The sequence below is a fragment of the Orenia metallireducens genome (assembly GCF_001693735.1).
Classification (GTDB): Bacteria; Bacillota; Halanaerobiia; order Halobacteroidales; family Halobacteroidaceae; genus Orenia; species Orenia metallireducens.
In genome coordinates this window covers 256,625-278,609 of the sequence record NZ_LWDV01000007.1, presented here as the reverse complement: position 1 = coordinate 278,609, position 21,985 = coordinate 256,625, and the positions used below count along the sequence as shown (strand labels likewise).

Below are 21,985 nucleotides of genomic sequence, written 5' to 3'. Positions count from 1 at the left end.
TTAGATACGATGCATATAACGGAATACTTTCTCATGTTGTAACATTATTTTAACCTCTAAGTCATTACCGATTGACTCTAACTCTTTGTTTAAACTTTCAAATCCATTAGTTAAGTCACTAACTTCAACTAACATAATCATAGTAAACAAATCATCTAATAATGTCTGGCTAATATCGATAATATTAGCATTATGTTCAGCCAAAGTAGCAGTTACTTTAGCAACAATACCAACTTTATCACTACCTAAAACTGTGACTACTGCTCTTTCATGTGAGTTATTATTATTCAACTTTGTTCCCTCCCTTGCATAAATATTAGATTAATCTATATATTATAGTATTTATTTTATAATGTCAATTAATTTATACTTAGTGACGATTAATGGAGAGTGATAAAGTAATAAGTGATGAGAAAAAGATTTTACTTGTTACCTGTTACTTGTCACTAAAAGTAGTTAATTTATAATTTTGAAGTATAAGTTGGGATTAGTTGGAGATAATAATCTAATGTGATTGATATCTAAGCAAGTAATATTGCTTAATAATGAATTAAATGTTTATTTTATGAGATATAGAGATTTAATTTAAGCTAATCAAATTAAATCTTTGAAAATAAATAGAAAAAAATCAAATTTAGACTTGATTTTATTGGGAAACTTAGTTATTATTAATTATGTAATGATTAGCACTCGAACTTAGTGAGTGCTAATAACAAAAAGTCATTCTATATTCAAATTACATACAAAGGGAGGGTTTTCAATGAATATTAAGCCGTTAGGCGACAGAGTGGTAATTAAAGCTGTAGAGAAGGAAGAAGTGACTAAGAGTGGTATCGTATTACCTGATACTGCAAAGGAAAAACCTCAACAAGGTGAAGTAGTAGCAGTAGGAGCAGGTAAGAAATTGGACAATGGAGAGGTTCTGGCTCCAGAGGTTAAAGCTGGTGATGTTGTTATTTATGGTAAGTTTGCTGGTACAGAGATTAAGCATGAAGGTCAAGAGTACCTAATCTTAAGTGAAAAAGATATTTTAGCTGTTATAGAGTAATAAATAATTCAACAATAATTAAAAAAGAGAATTATTTGTTACTAACGAATAGTTTTTGTCTTTAAACTGTGAGAGATAAATTTTAAGGAAAAATTATGAATAAATAATTTAGGAATATTTTAAGGAGGGTGACTACATAATGGCAAAGGAATTAAAGTTTGGTGAAGATGCACGCCGTAAATTAGAATCTGGTGTTAATAAATTAGCTGATGCTGTTAAGGTGACTTTAGGACCAAAAGGGCGTAATGTAGTATTAGAGCAAGGTTTTGGTGCTCCATTAATTACAAATGATGGTGTAACTATTGCTAAGGAGATTGAATTAGAGAATCCTTATGAAAATATGGGAGCTCAAGTAGTTAAAGAGGTTGCTACAAATACAAATGATGTAGCAGGAGATGGAACAACTACTGCCACTGTATTGGCACAAGCTATTGTAAATGAAGGTATGAAGAATGTAGCTGCTGGTGCTAATCCAATGGTTTTAAGAAAAGGAATTCATAAAGCTGTTGAAGCTGCTGTTGCTAGAATTCAAGAGATCAGCAAGCCAATTGAAGACAGAGATTCTATTGCTCAAGTAGCTGCTATCTCTGCTGCTGATGAAGAGATTGGTGAGTTAATTGCTAAAGCTATGGAAGAGGTAGGAAAGGATGGAGTTATCTCTGTTGAAGAATCCAAAACTATGGGAACTGACCTTGAAGTAGTAGAAGGTATGCAATTTGATAGAGGTTACTTATCTCCATATATGGTAACTGATCAAGATCAAATGGTTGCTGATTTAGAAGACCCATATATCTTATTAACTGATCAAAAAATCAACTCTATTAAAGATATGTTACCGGTATTAGAGCAGATTGCTCAACAGAATAAACCATTATTAATTGTTGCTGAAGATGTTGAAGGTGAAGCATTAGCTACATTAGTAGTTAATAGTTTAAGAGGAACTTTCCAATGTGTAGCTGTTAAAGCTCCAGGATTTGGTGATAGAAGAAAAGCTATGTTAGAGGATCTTGCTACTTTAACTGGTGCTCAAGTAATCACTGAAGACTTAGGTTTAAGCTTGGAAAATGTTGATGTTACTATGTTAGGTAGTGCTAATAAGGTAAAAGTTACTAAAGATGATACTACTATCGTTGATGGTGCTGGAGAGCAAGCTAATATTGAGCAAAGAGTAGCTCAAATTCGTCAACAGATTGAAAATACAAATTCTGATTTTGATCGTGAAAAGTTAGAAGAGAGATTAGCTAAATTAGCTGGTGGAGTTGCAGTAATCAAAGTTGGTGCTGCTACAGAGACTGAATTAAAAGAGAGAAAGTTAAGAATTGAGGATGCTTTAAATGCTACTCGTGCTGCTGTTGAGGAAGGTATTGTAGCAGGTGGAGGAACTGCATTAATTGATGTATTATCTGCATTAGATGAACTAGATTTAGCAGGTGATGAAGCTACTGGTGTAGATATCATTAGAAGAGCATTAGAAGCTCCTGTAAGATTAATTGCTGATAATGCTGGATATGAAGGTGCTGTAATTGTTGAGAAGGTTAAAGAGAAAGAGGTTGGAATTGGGTTTAATGCATACAAAGGTGAATTTGTAGATATGGTTAAGGCTGGAATTGTTGACCCAGCTAAAGTAACCCGTTCTGCATTACAAAATGCTGCTAGTGCTGCTGCTACATTATTAACTACTGAGACTGTAGTAGTAGAGAAGAAAGATGAAGATAATGCTGGTGGTGGAATGCCAGGAATGGGTGGAATGCCAGGAATGGGCGGAATGCCAGGAATGATGTAATTTAAGTTAATAAGAGAGGTCTCCAATTTAGGAGACCTTTTTTATTTTCTATAGATAAAAGATTTTCTAATATTTTTAATAAACTATTGACTTAGAGTAAACTCTAATGTGTATAATATAATTAGAAATAAGTATTTGGAGGTAAGTTAATGGGATATACAATTAGGCAGGTAGCTGAAATGGTTGATTTGACAACATATACACTTAGATATTATGAAAAAGAAGGTTTATTGCCATTTATTGAACGTAATGAACATGGTAATCGTGTATTTAAAGATTCTGATATTGAATGGATTCAGTTGGTCTGTTGTTTGCGAGATACAGGTATGTCTATTTCTGAAATAAAGGACTATGTAAATCTCTGTATAGAGGGTGATAAGACAACTGAACTGCGAAGGCAGATAATACTTGATCACAAACTTAAAGTAGAGCAGAAGATAGAGAAGATGAAACAATCTTTGGTTAAAATTAATAAGAAATTAAAGTGTTATAATGACCTTACTATAAGTGAAGAGACAGATGTATGTAATCCAAATTATAAGACAAATGAATGAAAAAGTTAGTTATTTTAACTTAGTATTTAAAGAGATACTAAATTTCATAGATTATCCTATTATCTTATATTTCTCTATAAACTCTTACTAAATATTTTACTTTCATCTCTTGGTGAAAGGTAGTATAATCAGACAATTGAAATGATTTATAAAGCTTTTAATTATATAATCCTCTTATCTATTTGTGTAGAAGGGTGTAGTAGGTGGTATTTGAGAGTTAGAGAGATAACTATTAAATATAGAAAAGGGTGATTAATAAAGATGATTTATAAAGAATATGGTAAAACAGGTAAGAAATTATCGGCATTAGGTTTTGGTGGGATGAGATTTGATACTAAAAATAAGAGTATTGAAGAGAATGCTCAAATTGTAAGAAGAGCCTCTGAACTAGGAATCAATTATTTTGATACTGCTCCTGATTATTGTGATAGTAAGAGTGAGATTATTTATGGTGAAGCCTTTAAAGATATGCCAAATGATTTTTATATCTCTACTAAGAGTATGGTAACAAAGGATCCAAGGGCTGATGATCTTCGGAAGCGAGTCGAGACTTCATTAAAACGGATGAATGTCGATAAAATTGACTTCTTACATATGTGGTGTATTCTGGACTTGGATATGTATAAACAGGTAATAAAGAAAGGTGGACCCTATGAAGGGGCTTTAAAATTAAAGGAAGAAGGGTTGATTGATCACCTTGTCTTCTCTACTCATGCCAATGGTGATGAGATTGTACAGATAATCAATGATGACCTCTTTGAAGGGGTATTGCTAGGATATAATGCTAGTAATTTTGCTTATCGAGAGAAAGGGCTTAAAGCAGCTTATAAAAAGGGATTAGGGGTAGTGACTATGAATCCATTAGGTGGAGGGGTAATACCTCAAAACCCAGATTTCTACTCTTTTATTAAGCAAAATCCAGAGGATAGTGTAGCTCAAGGGGCTTTGAAATTCAATATGGCTCATAAAGAGATTACTGTTACTTTAGCAGGGATTAACAATATTAAAGAGTTAGAAGAGAATGTAGCAGCAGTCAATTCTCTTGAAGAACTTACAGAGCAGAAGGTTGAGGAGATTAAATCTTATTTAAAAGAGAGATTAGATAAGCTCTGTACAGGTTGTGGATACTGTTTGGGCTGTCCTGTTGATATATATATTCCAGCTTATATGATGGCTTATAATGAAATGATTATTTATGATGATAAAGATATACTTGGGGATAAGGTAAATGGAAGGCGGAATTGGGGACCATTAAAGAGTAGACCAGAAAGTAGAGCAGAAAATTGTATCGAATGTGGATTATGTGAAGAGCAATGTACTCAGCATCTACCGATTATTGACCGCTTAAAAGAGTGTGCCCCTGTAGAGAAGTACTAGTTAATAAAATTTAAATGTGTCTTAATATATGGATATTGTGATACTTTTGAATTGACATTTAAAAATATTTTAAGGTTTTTAAGCTGAAAAAAATTCCTGTTTGAACGAAGCAAAAATTGAGCTAGGATTTAGAGTATTATAAAATTTTAATTTAGAGAGTCTAATAAGTGATAATACTCATTATTTTGATTGTTGAGTGAGTGGGCTTTGCCACGGAGGGTTCTAAGGATGAACCCATAGGTACATTTTTTCTAGACCTTTTGGTGACTTTTGCGGCAATGGCAAAAGTCACTCGGGAAAAAAGCTGATAAGCTTTCCCGAAAAATATTTTAATAATTTTGCTCACTTTTAAAAAGTGGAAAGTGTCGTAATATCCCCACATAATCTTGGATTTAAATTATAGATTAACACAAGAGAGAGTTTATTGATGTTTATATTAAAGGAGTGAGACTAATGACTTTAGAAGAGAAATATAAGAAATTAAAAGAGATTATTAAAGATTTAGATAGTGTAGCTATAGCATTTTCAGGAGGAGTAGACAGTACCTTTTTAAGTAAAGTTGCTTATGATGTTTTAGGAGAGAAGGCACTTGCTGTTACAGCTAGGTCATCAACTTATCCTGAAAGAGAGTTTAAAGAGGCTAAAGAGTTAGCAGAAAAAATTGGGATTAAGCAGGTTGTAATTGTATCAGAAGAGACAGACATAGATGGATTTGCTCAGAATCCACCAAACAGATGTTATTACTGTAAGCATGAATTATTTACTAAAGTAGAGGAAGTTGCCAAAGACCATGGAATAAAGTATGTTCTTGATGGCTCTAATCTAGATGATATTGGAGATTTTCGACCTGGAATGAAGGCAGCAGCAGAGTTAGAGGTAGTAAGTCCTTTAAAAGATGCGGAGTTTACTAAAGATGATATTAGAGCAGTATCTAAAGAACTTGGACTTCCAACTTGGAATAAGCCAGCCTTTGCTTGTCTATCTTCTAGATTTCCTTATGGTGAAGAGATTAATGTTGGTAAACTATCTATGGTTGAGCAGGCAGAAGATTATTTAAGAGATTTAGGTCTTAAACAATTAAGGGTTAGACACCATGGTGAGATTGCTAGAATTGAGGTTGCACCAGAGGAGAGGGAGAAGTTCTTTAGCTTAGATAAAATGGATGAAATCGCAAATAAATTAAAAGAGATTGGTTTTACCTATGTGACCTTAGATTTGGCTGGTTATAGGACTGGTAGTATGAATGAGGTATTGAGTAAAGAAGAGATGGAAGTTTAAATTTAGTGTAGTAGAGGAGGAGTAATAGTTGAAGAAAGAAGATATTAAGTCCATTTTAGAAGGTATAAAAGATGGTAACTTATCAGTAGATAATGCTATGGATAAATTAAATGATTTACCCTTTGAAGACTTAGGATATGCTAAGATAGATCATCATCGGGGATTAAGAAATGGTTATCCTGAAGTAATCTATTGTGAAGGAAAGTCTGTAGAGCATATCAAGGGAATTGTTACTAAGATGTTAGAGAGGAATAATAATGTTCTTGCTACTAGAGCCAATGATGAGATATATGAAGGTTTAAAAGAGGTTACTAAGGATTTGGAGTATTATAGTGCTGCACGGATTATTGTAGTCAAACAGCGAGAGATAGAGAAGACTGAAAGTAAGATATTAGTAGTGACTGGTGGAACTTCGGATATACCAGTAGCTGAAGAAGCAGCAATTACAGCAGAAGTGATGGGCAATAGTGTGGAACGACTCTATGATGTAGGGGTAGCGGGGATACATAGACTATTATCTAATCGTGATAAGTTAAATGAAGCCAGTGTAATTATAACTGTAGCTGGTATGGAAGGAGCCTTAGCAAGTGTAGTAGGAGGATTGGTTGATAAGCCAGTAATAGCTGTACCAACAAGTGTCGGTTATGGGGCTCATTTTAATGGTCTTGCCACCTTATTGGCTATGTTAAATAGCTGTGCTAGTGGAATTGGTGTAGTAAATATCGATAATGGTTTTGGAGCAGCCTATTTAGCTAATAGTATCAATCAGCAATTAGAAAGAGCAATGAAGGGCAGTAACTAGTGACAGGTAACAGGTGATAAATTAGTACTGGTTACTCGTCACTAGTCACTTGTTACTGAACTTAAGAAAGGAGTCTTAATTATGAGTAGGATATTATACTTTGATTGCCTATCTGGAATTAGTGGTGATATGATAATTGGAGCTTTACTGGATTTAGGGATAGACCAAAAGTTATTTTTGGAAGAACTAAGTAAAATAGATGTAGCAGGTTATGAGCTTAAGATAAAGAAGGGGCAGAAGAATGGAATTACAGGAACTGATTTTGGTGTTATTATAAAAGACCATCATCATAGTCATGAACATAATCATAAAGGTAAGCATCATCATGAACATAGAAGCCTTAATGATATAGAAGAGATAATTGATAATAGTAGACTTAAAGATAATATTAAGGATTTAAGTAAGAGAATCTTTAGATTAGTAGCTGAAGTTGAAGCTAAGATACATAACAAAAGTATAGCAGAGGTACATTTTCATGAGGTTGGAGCTATTGACTCTATTGTGGATATAATCGGTGCTGCTATCTGTATAAATTTATTAGAAGTAGATGAGATTTACTCTTCTCCTCTTCACTTAGGTACGGGGTTTGTAAAGTGTGCCCATGGGAATATTCCAGTACCTGCTCCAGCAACTTTGGAGATATTAGAAGGTGTCCCAGTTTACTCTAAAGGGGTAGAGAGTGAATTGGTTACTCCAACAGGTGCTGCAATAATTAAGACTTTGGCTAAGGAATTTAAGGCACTTCCAGAGGTGAGTATAGAGAAGGTAGGGTATGGGTTAGGAAAGAAAGAATTAGAGATTACTAATCTACTAAGAGTAGTCCTAGGTAAAAAAAAAGTAAAGATAATCTAGTAATACTAGAGAGTAATATCGATGATATGAATCCTGAAGTTTATTCTCATCTATTTCCTTTAGTCTTTAAAGAAGGGGCTTTAGACTTTTATCTGACTAATATTATTATGAAGAAGAATCGTCCAGGAATTAAGCTGAGTCTATTATGCCACAAAGAGGATGTTAAGAGATTTGAAGAGATTTTATTTAGAGAGACTACAACTTTGGGAATAAGAAAATATAAGGTAGACCGTCAAAAGTTAACTAGAAGGTTTATTAAATTTGATAGTCCATTTGGTGAGGTAACTATGAAGGTTGCCTATCAAAATGAAGAGATTTTAAAATATGCTCCAGAATATGATGAGTGCCAGAGGATAGCTAAAGAATACAATCTCCCAATCAAAGAAGTTTACCAGATAATAATAGATAGTTATAGAAATTCTTAAAAGAAACCCTAATGGGCTTACCCTGTGGAGCATTAAGATAAAAATAATTTTACTTCCGAAATGAAGTAAAGAATTTTTGGATTATAATATCATAGGGGAGGGTGTTTTATTGTGGAAAAGAGAGTTTTAGGTAGAACTGGTTTAGAAGTAAGTCTTCTTGGGTTTGGTGGATTTCATTTATTGGAGATTCCTACTGAGGAAGCAAGAAGGCTTTTAAATTATTATCTAGATCAAGGTGGAAATTATATTGAAACAGCAGCTGATTATGGAGATGGTGAGTCAGAAAGAAAAATTGGAGGGGTCATTGCTGAAAGGCGAGATGAGCTTGTATTAGCTACTAAAACCAGCTCTAGAGATAAAGCAGGGGCAAAAGACGATATAGAAAGAAGTATGAAGAATTTACAGACTGATTATTTGGATATTATATTTATGCATGCTGTAGGAACTTATGAAGATTTAGATAAGATATTAAGCTCTGATGGGGCTATGGAGGCTGTTAGAGATTTTCAAAAGTCTGGAAAGATTGGTCATGTAGCTATTTCTATGCATGGTCAACCTGATACCTTAATTGAGGCTATTAAAACTGGTGAGTTTGATGTGGTAATGGCAGCTTTAAATTATTTTGATCGTTTCAACTTTCCTAAATTAGAAGGAGAATTAATTCCTTTGGCTCAAGAGAATAATGTAGGGCTAATCTGTATGAAGCCAATTGCTGATGGTTTCTTATGGCGTTCTGCCAAGCAAGCTTTTAGATATGCCTTTTCCTTACCTGTCTCTATGGTAGTGACAGGTATGAATAGTGAAGAGATGGTCAAGATGGATATCGATTTTGCTAATAACTTCGTACAAATGACCAAAGAGGAGAAAGAAAAGCTATTTAAGGAGGCTTCAGAGCTAGGAGATTATATTTGTCGCCAATGTGGAAGTTGTGACAATGTCTGTTCTGAAGAAATTAATATTCGAGAAATCTTCAAGTTAGAAGGTTATTATGACCGCCAAATGCGTGATGGTAAGCCGCGTAATCCGGCAGATTTTGCTCTACGTGATAGATTAAGGTTCTGGTTTGGTAATCAAGAGATGGCTAGAGACTTATATAAGGAGATAGAAATTAAAGCTAATCAATGTAGTGAATGTGGCAAGTGTTTAGATGCCTGTCCTTATAATCTGCCGATGATTGATAAATTGAAGATGAGCCATTATAAACTAGGAGAAGATAATAGTCTCTTTTAAAAGAAGGTATTGGGGGAGTCCTCCAATACTTTTTTATTAAGAAAAATATGCTTTTTTAAAAGTATTTAATTATAGAGAGTGGGTGATAGTCCATTTTATTCCTAAAATCTTAAGATAATTGCTTATAGTCATATAGTAAAGTATATAATACTCTATTGACAATTTTTCTGAAAGATTATACAATAAAGATTGTTGATAATGATAATGGAAATCATTTTTGGAGTTGAGATTTAACTTTTTTATCTTTTTATTTTTTAGAATTACAAATATCTTTACTCTTAGCTGTAGTTAAGAATTATAATATTATAATGGGAGGGATAAAATGAAGATATCGAGAAGAAAATTTTTACAATGGACAGCAGCTTCAGCAGCTGCCTTGGGTTTATCGAAGTTTGATTTAGAGAGGTTAGATAATGTCGTTTTGGCTGCTGGAACTAAAGCACCAGTTATTTGGTTGCAAGGTGCTGCTTGCTCAGGATGTTCTATCTCTTTATTAAATTCAATTAAAGAGACAACAATTGATGATTTCTTATTGAATAAGGTTGATATGAGATATCATCATAATCTGATGACAGCAGCAGGAGATTTGGCTATATCTTCGATTGATGAGACTGCCTATGATCATAATGGAGAGTTTATCCTAGTAATAGAAGGAGGAGTTCCAACAGCTGACAATGGCGTTTATTGTGTGCTAACAGAAAGAGATGGTCAACCATGGACTATGCTTGATGCAGTAAATGAATTGGGATCAAAGGCTAAATATGTAATTAATGTAGGTACTTGTGCTGCCTTTGGAGGTGTTCCAGCAGCAGGACCTAATCCAACTGGTATCAAGAGGATAGATGAAGAGATTTTAAATGGCAAGACAAGAAATCCAATAATAAATCTTCCAGGTTGTCCAACCCATCCTAATACTATAATGAAGACATTGATTGATTTATTATTAAATGGTATACCTAAGCTAGATGGTGAGAATAGACCTGAAATGGTTTATAAAGATAAGGTACATAATAATTGTCCTTATAAAAGTAAGGATAATGCACTACAACTAGGAGATAAAGGTTGTTATAGTAGTTTGGGATGCATGGGACAGAAAACACCATATAATTGTCCACAAAGAAAATGGAACAATGAAGTTAACTGGTGTGTTGAGGCAGGTCATGGATGTATTGGCTGTGCAGAAAAGAGTTTTCCTAAATCACCATTTTATAAATTTGGTTAAAGGCTATTAAGATAGTAGCTGATATTAAAAACTTTAATTTTAGGGTAAATTAATAGTCACTTATTTTGTTATATTTCCAGCAATACTGTCTATTTATCTCAAAGATTAGATAAAATTCATCAAATCCATAACTTGACAGAATATCCATTAAATAAGTATAATTTTTATATGTGGATATATTCACATAGAATATCTGTCAAGGGGGTAAAAGGATGAAGATATCGAGAAGAAGATTTTTGCAATGGACAGCAGCTTCAGCGGCTGCCTTGGGTTTATCGAAGTTTGATTTAGAGAGACTAGATAATGTGGTTTTGGCTGCAGGAACTAAAGCACCAGTTATTTGGTTGCAAGGGGCAGCTTGCTCAGGATGTTCAATTTCTTTATTAAATTCGATTAAAGAAACAACAATTGATGATTTTTTATTGAACAAAGTTGATATGAAATATCACCATAATTTAATGACAGCAGCAGGAGATTTGGCTATTTCTACCTTAGATCAAGCTGCTATAGATCATAATGGTGATTTTATTCTAATAATTGAGGGAGGAGTTCCAACAGCTGATAATGGCGTTTATTGTGTGCTAACGGAAAGAGATGGACAGCCATGGACAATGTTAGATGCAGTAAATGAATTGGGATCAAAGGCTAAATATGTAATTAATGTAGGTACTTGTGCTGCCTTTGGAGGTGTTCCAGCAGCAGACCCTAACCCAACTGGTATCCAAAGAACAGATAATATATTATCAAATAAGACTATAAATCCTATTATTAACTTACCAGGATGTCCAACCCATCCTTATACAATAATGAAGACTATAATTGATTTATTATTAAATGGAATGCCTAATTTAGATTCAGAAGGTAGACCAGCATTTGCTTATGGGGAAAAAATTCATAGCAATTGTCCACGCCGAAGTATTGGTAAGGCATCTCAGTTAGGAGAGCTAGGCTGCTACAATGGCTTAGGATGTAAAGGACAAAGTAGCCAGTATAATTGTCCTAATATAAGATGGAATAACCAAGTTAATTGGTGTATAGAAGCAGGTCATACTTGTATTGCTTGTTCAATTCCTAGTTTTCCAGAATCACCATTTTATAAATTTGGTTAAATGCAACTATGTTGTATTTATATAAATTTATATATTAATCTTAAAAATCATACAAATAATACAAATACAATCAAACCCATAACTTGATAAAATATAAATAAATTAGTATAATTTACATGTGTAGATATATTAACATATATTATTTGTCAAGGGGGTAAAAGAGTGAAGATATCGAGAAGAAGATTTTTGCAATGGACAGCAGCTTCAGCGGCTGCCTTGGGTTTATCGAAGTTTGATTTAGAGAGACTAGATAATGTGGTTTTGGCTGCAGGAACTAAACCACCAGTTATTTGGTTACAGGGGGCAGCTTGCTCAGGATGTTCAATTTCTTTATTAAATTCGATTAAAGAAACAACAATTGATGATTTTTTATTGAATAAAGTTGATATGAAATATCACCATAATTTAATGACAGCAACAGGAGATTTGGCTATTTCTACCTTAGATCAAGCTGCTATAGATCATAATGGTGATTTTATTCTAATAATTGAGGGAGGAGTTCCAACAGCTGATAATGGCGTTTATTGTGTTTTGACTGAGAGAGATGGACAGCCATGGACAATGTTAGATGCAGTAAATGAATTAGGATCTCAGGCTAAATATGTAATTAACGTAGGGACTTGTGCTGCCTTTGGAGGTGTTCCAGCAGCAGGACCTAATCCAACTGGTATTAAAGATGTAAATAGTATTTTAAATAGTAATACTACTAATCCTATAATTAATCTGCCAGGGTGCCCAACTCATCCTTATATTATAATGAGTACAGTAATAGATTTATTACTCAATGGGATGCCAATTTTAGATTATAAAGGAAGACCAGAAACTTTCTATAGTAATGCGTTACATGATAGGTGTCCTTATGAATCAGGTTATCCAGAAGTTAAGGAGTTAGGAATGGAAGGATGTTATGAGGCGATAGGATGTAGAGGGCCAGAAACTTATGTTAATTGTCATACCTTAAAGTGGAATAATGAAGTTAATTGGTGTATTCAAGCTAATAATTTATGTATTGGGTGTGCAAGTGAGACTTTTCCACAGTCTATATTCTATAAAATAGGTACTAGTTATAGTGAAGATGATTAAATTTTATAAAAGATAAAAATAAAGGAGGATGAATTTTATGGCTAAAATAAAGATAGATCCAGTTACGAGATTGGAAGGCCATTTAAAGATAGAGGTTGAAGTGGATAGTACTAATACAGTAATTAATGCCCATAGTAGTGGAAATTTATTTAGAGGCTTTGAACAGATATTAGCAGGAAGAGATCCAAGAGATGCAATTCATTTAACCCAGAGAATATGTGGTCTTTGTCCAGTAAGCCATAGTATTGCTTCAGTAAAAGCAGTTGAAGATGCTTTTGGATATACTCCAACTGCTGACGCCTTATTACTAAGAAATTTAATCTTAGGTGGAAACTATCTATCAGATCATATTTTACATTTTTATCATTTAGCTTTATTAGATTATGCTCAAGGTCCATCACAGAGTCCTTGGCAACCAGGCTATAATGTCGATTATCGTTTGACTACTACAGAAAATGATGCAGTAATTAACAACTATATTAAGGCTTTAGAGATAAGAAGAAAAGCACATGAAATGACGGCTATTCTTTCTGGGAAGATACCTCATGTGATGACAGTAGTTCCAGGTGGTGTAACTGTGAAGTTAACCAGTACTGATATAACTAAGTTTAAAACTTACTTAAGTGAAGTTAAGAGTTTTATAGATAACGAATATATGAATGACTTGAACTTAATTGCTAATGCTTATGATGATTATTATTATATTGGTAAGGGTTCTGGTAACTTATTAACTTATGGTGTCTTTGATTTAGATAGTACTAATACCTTATTTAAGGCGGGTACATATACAAACGGGACTTATGGTAGTATGGACACTAACTTGATTAAAGAGTATACAAAGTATTCTTGGTATACTGATACTTCAACTAATAAACATCCACAAAATGGAGAAACTACACCGCAATATGGTAAAGCAGGAGCATATTCCTGGTTAAAAGCTCCAAGATATAATGGTGTAGCATATGAGACAGGGCCTTTGGCAAGAATGTTTATGAATAAAGAGTATACAAGAGGAATTTCTGTTATGGATAGACATATGGCCAGAGGTTTAGAAACTCAGAAGTTAGCTCAAGAGATGAGCTATTGGGCTGATTTATTATCAACTAATATGAATGCTTATAGTGAATTGACTCTGCCAGATTCTGGAGTAGGTTATGGATTAACAGAAGCACCTAGAGGTGCCTTAGGACACTGGTTAAACTTCTCTAATCAAAGTACAGATCATTATCAGGTGCTGACACCTACTTGTTGGAATGTCTCTCCACGAGATGATAATGGAAATATGGGACCATTGGAGCAGGCTTTAATTGGGGTAACTGTTCAAGATATCAATCAGCCAATTGAATTATTAAGAATAGTTCACTCCTTTGATCCGTGTACAGGTTGTTCAGTTCATATTATAGATGTTGAGAATAATATTAGAAAAGAATTTGTAGTTTCTACACCAAACCCTAAAGGAGCTTTTTAGTGAAAGCTATTGCTATTTTAGGTATAGGTAATCTATTATTAAGAGATGATGGAGTAGGAATACATGTGATCAATAAGCTAGAAGATTTAGATTTTCCAGAGAATATAGAGATAATTGATGGTGGAACCTCGGTCTTTGATCTTGTAGATGTTTTTGTCAAGAAGGATAAGGTAATTATAGTAGACTGTCTAAAAGGTGGTCACCAACCTGCTACTATTTATCGGATTACCCCTGAAGAAATGGGTGGCTATATTAGTGAAAGTTCCTCTTTGCATGATGTTCAAATTATGGATATCGTAAAGAAAGTAGAGCTGATGGGATATTCACCAGAGGTAGTGATAATTGGTGTTGAGCCTAAAGAGGTCTATTATGATTTGGAATTATCGCCAGAGATAAGAGCAGAGATTCCTACTATTATAGATATAGTAAAGAATGAACTTAAAAAAGAAGGTATAGGTGATTTTTAGTGCACGAGCTTTCTATTATGGCTGAAATTTTTGAAATTATAACGGATAATATTGCAGAGTATAATCTTAAGAAGGTTACTAAGGTAGAATTAAAGATTGGTGAAATGACCTGTGTAGAGGAGAGTGCACTGGAATTTGCCTTTGAAGCCTTTTCTCAAGATACTGTGGTAGAGAATGCAGAGTTGATTATCAAGAGAGTAGAAGCTACTGCAGAGTGTGAAAATTGTAAAGAAGTATTTAAAATAGACTATACCAATAAATTATGTCCAAAGTGTAATTTATTTAGTAGTAAAATAATCACAGGTAATGAATTATTACTTGATAGCTTGGAGGGTGAATAAGGTGAAGCAGATTGAAGTTAAGAAGAATATTCTAGCAAATAATGATCAAATAGCTGATGAGAATAGAAAGTTGCTTCAAGAAAAAGGAATATTTACTATCGATTTAGTAGGATCACCAGGAGCTGGAAAGACTACTTTATTAGAACAGATTATCAAATCATTAAAAGATAAGATTAATCTAACTGTAATAGAAGGTGACTTATATACAACTAAGGATGCAGATAGGATAGAGGCTTATGGAACTCAAGTTATCCAAGTTAATACTGGAGGAGCATGCCACTTAGAGGCTAATATGATTAGAGAGGCTATGAATCAGATAGACCTTGATGGGGTAGATTTATTGGTGATTGAGAATGTAGGTAATCTAGTATGTACTGCTTCCTATGATTTAAGTGAGGATATCAAAGTAACTGTATTAAGTATAACTGAAGGAAGTGATAAACCATTAAAGTATCCTGCTATGTTCCAAAAATCAGAGGTATTGATAGTCAACAAGGTTGACTTATTGGAATATACAGATTTTTCAATGGAGGATTTATACAAAGATATTAAATCCTTAAATCAGGGTATTAAAGTCTTTGAGGTCTCTGCTAGAACTGGTCAAGGGATTAATGAGGTAAGTAGTTATTTAGAGAAGAGAGTTTTAGAAAGAAGAAAAGCTTAGTTTATATATTATTAACTCTGATAGGAGATGTAGATAAGTTGGAGCAATTAAGAAATTATATAAATGTTGAAGGTATAGTACAAGGGGTTGGTTTTAGACCCTTTGTCTATAACTTGGCTGCTAAATATAATCTAAAGGGGTGGGTCAGTAATACTACTGAAGGTGTAAAGATTGATATTGAAGGTAAAGTAATAGATATTGATAATTTTAAGATTGACCTTCAATTTCAAGCACCACCATTATCTAAGATAGATAAGATAAGAGTTGAGGAACTACCCTTTAAAGGATATGAGTCTTTTACTATCAAAAAGAGTAAAGATAATAATAGAGTTCTAACCTTAATCTCTCCTGATGTATCAACTTGCTTTGATTGCAAGGATGATATTGAGGATATTAATAATCGGCGCTATAAGTATCCATTTACTAACTGTACTAATTGTGGACCTAGATTTTCGATCATTAAGAGTTTGCCCTATGATAGAGCTCAGACTACTATGAAGGATTTTGAAATGTGTGGAAAGTGTAAAGTAGAGTATAATAATCCTAAAGATAGAAGATTTCATGCTCAACCAAATGCTTGTCCTGAATGTGGTCCAAAGCTTTGGCTGACTGATGACTTAGGTAATAAAGTAGAGGTTGAAGAGCCTTTGAAGAAAGCAACTAATCTATTAAAAGAAGGCAAGATTATAGCTGTTAAAGGATTAGGGGGATTTCATTTAGTCTGTAATGGTAAAGATAAAGAGGCTGTTGAGAAGTTACGTAATAGAAAATTAAGACCTGATAAGCCCTTTGCTGTAATGATGAAGGATATAGAGGTAGTAAGAGAGTACTGCTATGTCAATCAACTTGAAGAGAATATCTTAGCAGGGATTAGAAGACCTATTTTATTATTAGATAGAAAAAATGGTAATTTGGCTGATAATATAGCTCCTAATAGTAATAAGTTAGGAGTAATGCTTCCTTATACTCCATTACATAATCTATTATTTGATCAAGGGTTAGAGGTATTGCTAATGACCAGTGCCAACCTTAGTGGACTTCCAATAGAGTATAAAAATAAAGATGCCATTGCTCGTCTAGACAAGGTTGTTGATTATTTCTTATTACATGATAGGGATATCTTTTTATCAGTAGATGATTCAGTCTCTAGAGTGATATTGGGTAAAGAACGCTTGATTAGAAGGTCTAGAGGATATGCTCCGATTCCTTTCAAAGTTGATGGGTTAGTCGAGAGTCTAGCCTGTGGTTCACATCTAAAAAACACCTTCTGTATTGCTAAAGGGGGATTTATTTTTTTAAGTCAGCATATCGGTGATTTAGATAATCTTAATACCTATAATAATTTTAAGAAGAATATAGAGCATTTTAAGAAGATTTATAAGCTTAATCCTAAAGTAATTGCCCATGATCTACATTTAGGTTATCTTTCTTCTGTTTATGGACAGAATGAAGCTGGTGTAAAGGTAGGTGTACAGCACCATCATGCCCATATAGTAAGTTGTATGGTTGAGAATGATATCTCTAAAAAGGTTATTGGTCTTGCTTTTGATGGCACTGGTTTAGGTACTGATGGGAATATCTGGGGAGGGGAGTTTTTAATCTGTGACTATGAGGGTTTCACTAGAGCAGCTCACTTAAATTATGTTAATATGCCTGGAGGAGAACAGGCAGTTAAAGAACCATGGCGGATGGCAATTAGCCATTTGTATAAGGTAGGTGAAGTTGATATAGACTTATTTAAAAGAGTAGATAAACTGAAGATTAAGAGTGTCTTAAAGATGCTAGAGTATAATCTAAACTCTCCTTTGACCTCAAGTATGGGCAGATTATTTGATACAATCTCTGCTTTAATTGGATTAAGGCAAGAGATTAGTTATGATGCTCAGGCTGCAATTGAGTTAGAAGTTATAGCTGATAGGAAAGAAGAAGGAGTTTATCGTTATCAGATTGAAAATGACAATGGAAACTATATAATCAATACTAATCAGATTATAAAGGATGTAATCATAGATATAAAAGATAAGGTAGATATGAGTATTATAGCTAAACGCTTCCATAATACTATAATTGCTCTTTCAATAGAGATCTGTAAGCTGCTTAGAGATAAGTATGAGATAAATCAAGTTGCTTTAAGTGGTGGAGTATTTCAAAATGAAATTATCTTAAAAGGAATTTATGCTGGGTTAAAAAGAGATGGCTTTAAAGTATATACCCATGCTCAAATACCTTGCAATGATGGGGGATTGGCTTTAGGACAGTTAGTAGTTGCCAATTATAAGAGGAGGAATAACTAATGTGTGTAGCTGTACCAGTAGAAGTAATTGAAGTATCAGATTCAGAAGCTACTGTTGACTTTGGAGGAGTAAAGAAGCAGGTTAATATTCTCTTAGTACCTGATGTAGAGGTTGGAGATTATGTATTACTCCATTCTGGTTGTGCAATGCAGAAGCTTGATAAAGAGGAAGCTGAGAAGACCTTAGAGTTATTTAGAGAATTAGCTGAGCATGAGTAGAATCTGGAGGTATTTTTAATGAAGTACTTAGAAGAATTTAGAGATGTAGCAACAGTTAAGAAAATGTTATATAAGTTGAAGCTAGAGAGTAATAAAAAGATTAAGATAATGGAAGTCTGTGGAACTCACACTATGGCAATCTTTAGAACAGGGATTAGAGACCTATTGCCAGATAATATCGAGCTAATCTCTGGACCTGGTTGCCCTGTCTGTGTAACACCTCAGGGTTATATAGATACAGCAATTGAATTATCTAAAAGAGAAGATATAATAATAACAACTTTTGCTGATATGATGAGAGTACCTGGGACTGATAGTTCTTTGCAGAAACAGAAGGCTTTAGGTGCTAATGTTAGGATGGTCTATTCTCCCCTTGATGCAGTTAAGATTGCTCAAGATAACCCTGATAAAGAGGTTGTTTTTCTGGCTATAGGTTTTGAGACTACCATTCCTACGATTGCATTGAGTGTCAAGAGAGTAGAAGAGTTAAATCTAAATAATTATTCTATCCTTCAATCTCTAAAGACTATGCCTGCTACTATGGAAGGTCTGGTCTTAGACGAAGAGATAGAGATTGATGGGTTTATCTGCCCTGGTCATGTTAGCACTGTTATTGGAGTTAAGCCCTATGAATTTTTAGCAGAGAAATATGGAGTTCCAGCAGTAGTAGCAGGGTTTGAATCTGGAGATATTGTCTTTGCCTTATATAAACTATTGAAGATGATCCAAGATAGAGAACCTAAAATTGAGAATGTATATAGTAGATTAGTAAAGTATGAAGGTAACCAATCAGCTATTAATATTATCTCTGATATATTTGAAGTTACAAATAGCCAATGGCGAGGTCTTGGAGAGATAAAAGGTTCAGGATTGAAGCTTAGAAATGAATATCAGAACATTGATACAGAGATCAAGCTTGGAATTAGCATATCTCGAGAGAAGAAACTTAAGGGTTGTATATGTGGTGAAGTACTTAAGGGGAAGAAGACCCCTTTAGAATGTAAATTATTCTCTAAAGCATGTACCCCAGTAAATCCAATAGGAGCATGTATGGTCTCTGAGGAAGGAACCTGTGCTGCTTATTATAAATATGGAAAGAAATAAGATAGGATTAGTAGTAATAGGAGGGAAATAGATGGATGTAATTACTTTAGCCCATGGTAGTGGTGGAAAGCTAACCCATCAATTGATAGATGGCATTTTTCAGCAGTATTTTGATAATGAAATATTAGGGCAGAAGAATGATTCAGCATTACTACCAGAGGTAAATGGGAAAATAGCTGTAACTACAGATTCCTTTGTTATCAATCCAATATTCTTCAATGGTGGGGATATAGGTAAGATATCAGTTTGTGGTACAGTCAATGACTTAGCTATGAGTGGGGCTAAGCCTTTATATTTAACAGTAGGTTTTATTATAGAGGAAGGATTGGCTATTGAAGATTTAAGAAAGATAGTTAAATCTATAGCTAAGACTGCTAAAGAGGCAGGAGTTAAGATAGTAACTGGTGATACTAAGGTGGTAGAACAGGGAAATGCTGATAAGATTTATATCAATACCACTGGAATAGGAGTAGTTACAAGAGATATTTATATTGGTGGAGAGATGGCAGAGCCTGGAGATAAGGTAATTATCAATGGAACTTTGGGAGACCATGGAGCTAGTATCATGGCACAAAGAGGAGATTTAGACTTTGATTTCTCTACGGAGAGTGATTGTTGCTTATTGAATAATCTGATTGAAGATATTTTAAATACCAGTAATAATGTAAAGGTATTAAGAGATCCAACTCGAGGAGGTTTAGCAACTACTTTAAATGAGATAGCTAGTCAGAGTCAGGTTGCTATCGAGCTTGAAGAAGAACAGATACCTATCAAAGCAGAGGTAAGGAGCTTATGTGAAATCTTAGGAGTTGACCCCTTATATCTAGCTAATGAAGGTAAAGTAATCGTTATAGTGTCAGAAGAGGATGTAGAGAAGGTATTAGAAGTGATGAGAAAGAATCCAATGGGGGAAGATGCCCAAATAATTGGAACTATAGTAGATAGTAATGATAGTAATGTTTATCTAAAGACAGGACTGGGAGGAACTCGTATCTTAAATATGTTAGCTGGAGAGCTATTACCAAGAATCTGTTAATATTTAATGCTAAATAGATTATATTCTTATAAAAGGAGGTGAAGCCGATGCTAGGGATAGGCATTCCAGAATTAATATTAATTTTAGTAATTGCATTAGTTATTTTTGGTCCTAGTAAGTTACCTGAAATTGGTGCTGCGATCGGTAAAGGGATTAGAGAGTTTAAAAAGGCAACATCAAATATTGAAGAATCTATATCAAATACTGATGAAGATAAAGAATAGCTAATTTCTTAAATTATACCTGTTATAACAGGTATAATTTATTTTATACGATTATATTTTAAAGATGGGAGAAGATTTATGGAAGATATGCAGATGTCTATAATTGAACATTTAGCAGAATTAAGAAAGAGAATAGTAATATCTATTGGAGGGTTAATATTCTTTTCAATATTGGGTTATTCTTTTATAACAGATATATTAAAAATCTTTACTAAACCAGTTGGTAAAGATCTAGTCTATTTAGTACCAACAGAGGCCTTCTTTACTCAGTTAAAGCTTTCCATGTTTGTCGGTTTCTTATTGGCATTACCAATAATTCTTTATCAAATTTGGAGGTTTGTGCTGCCAGGTCTTAAAAAGGAAGAGAAGAGATACTTACTTGTTCTAGTACCTCTATCCTATATATTCTTTCTGATTGGAGTAGCCTTTGCCTTTTTTATAGTAATTCCTTTTGGAATTAAATTCTTCTTAGGATTTTCCTCTGATGGTTTAGAGGCTATGTTTTCATTGAATAAGTATATCTCTTTTATTATCAAAATTTTAATTCCTTTTGGTATTATTTTTGAACTACCATTATTAATAACACTATTAGTAAAACTAAATCTCATTACATCTAATTTTTTAAAAAATAAACGTAGATATGTAATTGTAAGTATATTTGTCTTATCAGCTATCTTGACACCACCAGATATAATATCTCAAGCTATGATGGCAGTACCATTGATTTTTCTTTATGAGTTTAGTATTGTTGTTGCACGGATAATAGAATAATAAGATATTTAAGAATAGAGATGCTTATTATAAATTAGGGAAGATAATAGTCTATTTTAAATAAAAAGGTGTTGGGGGGATAGCCTCCGGCACTTTCTTTATTAAAATATTTAAAGTTTAAGCAGGAAGAGAATATCAATTGTCTAAATAATATTTAGTAACACAAAAATAAAATTTGTGCTACTAAATTCTAGTCAGCTATAATATAAATTTAGATATGAGGTGATTTATGTCTGAATTAGTACGTTTTGGAGTTTCTATTGAAGAGAAATTATTAGAGAAGTTTGATGAGATGATAGAAGGTAGTTATAATAATCGTTCCGAAGCTATTAGGGATTTGATTAGAGATAAGATTGTTGAGGAGAGATGCCAAGATAGTGAGGAAGAGGCAGTAGGTTCACTGACATTAATCTATAATCATCACCAACGGGGCTTAACAGATAAGATGCTTAAATTACAGCATCACTATCACCATTTATTTAAATCTAATCTACATCTCCACCTATCCCATGATTATTGTTTAGAGGTGATTGTGGTAGAGGGAAAGACTGAGGAGATTGAGGATATATCTAAGAAGTTGATTGCTTTAAAAGGGATTAAGCATGGAAAGCTTACTCTTACGACAATTGAATAGA

General features: G+C 33.6%; 22 protein-coding genes and 1 pseudogene. 22 read left to right on the top strand and 1 reads right to left on the bottom strand.

Translation table 11 applies throughout. The annotated features are described in order from the left end of the window. Positions 1-291 carry an ACT domain-containing protein gene (locus U472_RS04180; protein WP_068715820.1) on the bottom strand — a complete coding sequence of 97 codons (291 nt, stop codon included), beginning with the start codon at positions 289-291 and terminating at the stop codon, positions 1-3. A 469-nt stretch (positions 292-760) separates the two neighbouring features. On the opposite strand from U472_RS04180, the gene groES reads away from it, so the two are divergent. The 22 genes and pseudogenes from groES to nikR all read left to right on the top strand — a co-directional run bounded on the left by groES (position 761) and on the right by nikR (position 21,984). Continuing rightward, the gene (groES, locus tag U472_RS04175; protein ID WP_068715817.1) at positions 761-1,048 is read left to right on the top strand and encodes a co-chaperone GroES; all 288 of its coding nucleotides are present in this window, start codon (positions 761-763) and stop codon (positions 1,046-1,048) included. A gap of 139 nt (positions 1,049-1,187) precedes the next feature. After that, positions 1,188-2,831: a chaperonin GroEL gene (gene groL, locus U472_RS04170; RefSeq protein ID WP_068715815.1), complete on the top strand. Its 1,644-nt coding sequence runs from the start codon at positions 1,188-1,190 to the stop codon at positions 2,829-2,831. A 149-nt stretch (positions 2,832-2,980) separates the two neighbouring features. Then, positions 2,981-3,385: a MerR family transcriptional regulator gene (locus U472_RS04165; RefSeq protein ID WP_068715813.1), complete on the top strand. Its 405-nt coding sequence runs from the start codon at positions 2,981-2,983 to the stop codon at positions 3,383-3,385. Between the two features lie 261 nt (positions 3,386-3,646). Beyond that, a complete protein-coding gene (locus U472_RS04160) occupies positions 3,647-4,762 on the top strand; it encodes an aldo/keto reductase (protein ID WP_068715811.1) in 1,116 nt (371 codons plus the stop codon). 453 nt (positions 4,763-5,215) lie between these two features. Next, positions 5,216-6,040, top strand: coding sequence for an ATP-dependent sacrificial sulfur transferase LarE (larE, locus tag U472_RS04155; RefSeq protein ID WP_068715809.1), 825 nt, complete (start codon positions 5,216-5,218; stop codon positions 6,038-6,040). A 28-nt stretch (positions 6,041-6,068) separates the two neighbouring features. Then, complete coding sequence (gene larB, locus U472_RS04150; RefSeq protein WP_068715807.1) at positions 6,069-6,842, top strand: nickel pincer cofactor biosynthesis protein LarB; 774 nt, start codon at positions 6,069-6,071, stop codon at positions 6,840-6,842. An 81-nt stretch (positions 6,843-6,923) separates the two neighbouring features. After that, a pseudogene (larC, locus tag U472_RS17515) lies at positions 6,924-8,119 on the top strand (nickel pincer cofactor biosynthesis protein LarC). Positions 8,120-8,230: 111 nt separating this feature from the next. Continuing rightward, complete coding sequence (locus tag U472_RS04140) at positions 8,231-9,349, top strand: aldo/keto reductase (RefSeq protein WP_068715805.1); 1,119 nt, start codon at positions 8,231-8,233, stop codon at positions 9,347-9,349. A gap of 322 nt (positions 9,350-9,671) precedes the next feature. Beyond that, on the top strand, positions 9,672-10,571 hold the full coding sequence (locus U472_RS04135; protein WP_068715803.1) for a hydrogenase small subunit: 900 nt from the start codon (positions 9,672-9,674) through the stop codon (positions 10,569-10,571). A 191-nt stretch (positions 10,572-10,762) separates the two neighbouring features. Next, positions 10,763-11,680 carry a hydrogenase small subunit gene (locus U472_RS04130; protein WP_342672719.1) on the top strand — a complete coding sequence of 306 codons (918 nt, stop codon included), beginning with the start codon at positions 10,763-10,765 and terminating at the stop codon, positions 11,678-11,680. A 162-nt stretch (positions 11,681-11,842) separates the two neighbouring features. Beyond that, a complete protein-coding gene (locus U472_RS04125) occupies positions 11,843-12,763 on the top strand; it encodes a hydrogenase small subunit (protein WP_068715799.1) in 921 nt (306 codons plus the stop codon). Positions 12,764-12,800: 37 nt separating this feature from the next. Further along, positions 12,801-14,231 carry a nickel-dependent hydrogenase large subunit gene (locus U472_RS04120; protein ID WP_068715797.1) on the top strand — a complete coding sequence of 477 codons (1,431 nt, stop codon included), beginning with the start codon at positions 12,801-12,803 and terminating at the stop codon, positions 14,229-14,231. Beyond that, complete coding sequence (locus tag U472_RS04115) at positions 14,231-14,698, top strand: HyaD/HybD family hydrogenase maturation endopeptidase (RefSeq protein ID WP_068715795.1); 468 nt, start codon at positions 14,231-14,233, stop codon at positions 14,696-14,698. Before U472_RS04120 ends, U472_RS04115 begins: the two co-directional genes overlap by 1 nt. Continuing rightward, a complete protein-coding gene (hypA, locus tag U472_RS04110) occupies positions 14,698-15,039 on the top strand; it encodes a hydrogenase maturation nickel metallochaperone HypA (protein ID WP_068715793.1) in 342 nt (113 codons plus the stop codon). Before U472_RS04115 ends, hypA begins: the two co-directional genes overlap by 1 nt. A 1-nt stretch (position 15,040) precedes the next feature. Continuing rightward, on the top strand, positions 15,041-15,703 hold the full coding sequence (gene hypB, locus U472_RS04105) for a hydrogenase nickel incorporation protein HypB (RefSeq protein ID WP_068715791.1): 663 nt from the start codon (positions 15,041-15,043) through the stop codon (positions 15,701-15,703). Positions 15,704-15,741: 38 nt separating this feature from the next. After that, positions 15,742-17,997 carry a carbamoyltransferase HypF gene (gene hypF, locus U472_RS04100; protein ID WP_068715789.1) on the top strand — a complete coding sequence of 752 codons (2,256 nt, stop codon included), beginning with the start codon at positions 15,742-15,744 and terminating at the stop codon, positions 17,995-17,997. Continuing rightward, complete coding sequence (locus tag U472_RS04095; protein ID WP_068715787.1) at positions 17,997-18,215, top strand: HypC/HybG/HupF family hydrogenase formation chaperone; 219 nt, start codon at positions 17,997-17,999, stop codon at positions 18,213-18,215. The genes hypF and U472_RS04095 overlap by 1 nt, the downstream gene beginning before the upstream one ends. A gap of 18 nt (positions 18,216-18,233) precedes the next feature. Further along, on the top strand, positions 18,234-19,319 hold the full coding sequence (hypD, locus tag U472_RS04090) for a hydrogenase formation protein HypD (RefSeq protein ID WP_068715785.1): 1,086 nt from the start codon (positions 18,234-18,236) through the stop codon (positions 19,317-19,319). Between the two features lie 31 nt (positions 19,320-19,350). Then, positions 19,351-20,355, top strand: coding sequence for a hydrogenase expression/formation protein HypE (gene hypE / locus U472_RS04085; RefSeq protein ID WP_068715783.1), 1,005 nt, complete (start codon positions 19,351-19,353; stop codon positions 20,353-20,355). A gap of 47 nt (positions 20,356-20,402) precedes the next feature. Continuing rightward, entirely contained in the window at positions 20,403-20,579 is a 177-nt protein-coding gene (locus U472_RS16140; protein ID WP_083189744.1) for a twin-arginine translocase TatA/TatE family subunit, read from the top strand. A gap of 78 nt (positions 20,580-20,657) precedes the next feature. Further along, positions 20,658-21,350 carry a twin-arginine translocase subunit TatC gene (gene tatC, locus U472_RS04080; protein ID WP_068715781.1) on the top strand — a complete coding sequence of 231 codons (693 nt, stop codon included), beginning with the start codon at positions 20,658-20,660 and terminating at the stop codon, positions 21,348-21,350. 229 nt (positions 21,351-21,579) lie between these two features. Continuing rightward, entirely contained in the window at positions 21,580-21,984 is a 405-nt protein-coding gene (gene nikR / locus U472_RS04075) for a nickel-responsive transcriptional regulator NikR (protein WP_068715779.1), read from the top strand. Position 21,985: the final 1 nt, after the last annotated feature.

Bases quoted from the DNA above. Each gene is read 5' to 3' on its own strand.
- groES (WP_068715817.1), top strand. From the start codon at position 761: ATGAATATTAAGCCGTTAGGCGACAGAGTGGTAATTAAAGCTGTAGAG.
- groL (WP_068715815.1), top strand. From the start codon at position 1,188: ATGGCAAAGGAATTAAAGTTTGGTGAAGATGCACGCCGTAAATTAGAA.
- U472_RS04165 (WP_068715813.1), top strand. From the start codon at position 2,981: ATGGGATATACAATTAGGCAGGTAGCTGAAATGGTTGATTTGACAACA.
- U472_RS04160 (WP_068715811.1), top strand. From the start codon at position 3,647: ATGATTTATAAAGAATATGGTAAAACAGGTAAGAAATTATCGGCATTA.
- larE (WP_068715809.1), top strand. From the start codon at position 5,216: ATGACTTTAGAAGAGAAATATAAGAAATTAAAAGAGATTATTAAAGAT.
- U472_RS04135 (WP_068715803.1), top strand. From the start codon at position 9,672: ATGAAGATATCGAGAAGAAAATTTTTACAATGGACAGCAGCTTCAGCA.
- U472_RS04120 (WP_068715797.1), top strand. From the start codon at position 12,801: ATGGCTAAAATAAAGATAGATCCAGTTACGAGATTGGAAGGCCATTTA.
- U472_RS04095 (WP_068715787.1), top strand. From the start codon at position 17,997: ATGTGTGTAGCTGTACCAGTAGAAGTAATTGAAGTATCAGATTCAGAA.
- hypD (WP_068715785.1), top strand. From the start codon at position 18,234: ATGAAGTACTTAGAAGAATTTAGAGATGTAGCAACAGTTAAGAAAATG.
- hypE (WP_068715783.1), top strand. From the start codon at position 19,351: ATGGATGTAATTACTTTAGCCCATGGTAGTGGTGGAAAGCTAACCCAT.
- U472_RS16140 (WP_083189744.1), top strand. From the start codon at position 20,403: ATGCTAGGGATAGGCATTCCAGAATTAATATTAATTTTAGTAATTGCA.
- tatC (WP_068715781.1), top strand. From the start codon at position 20,658: ATGGAAGATATGCAGATGTCTATAATTGAACATTTAGCAGAATTAAGA.
- nikR (WP_068715779.1), top strand. From the start codon at position 21,580: ATGTCTGAATTAGTACGTTTTGGAGTTTCTATTGAAGAGAAATTATTA.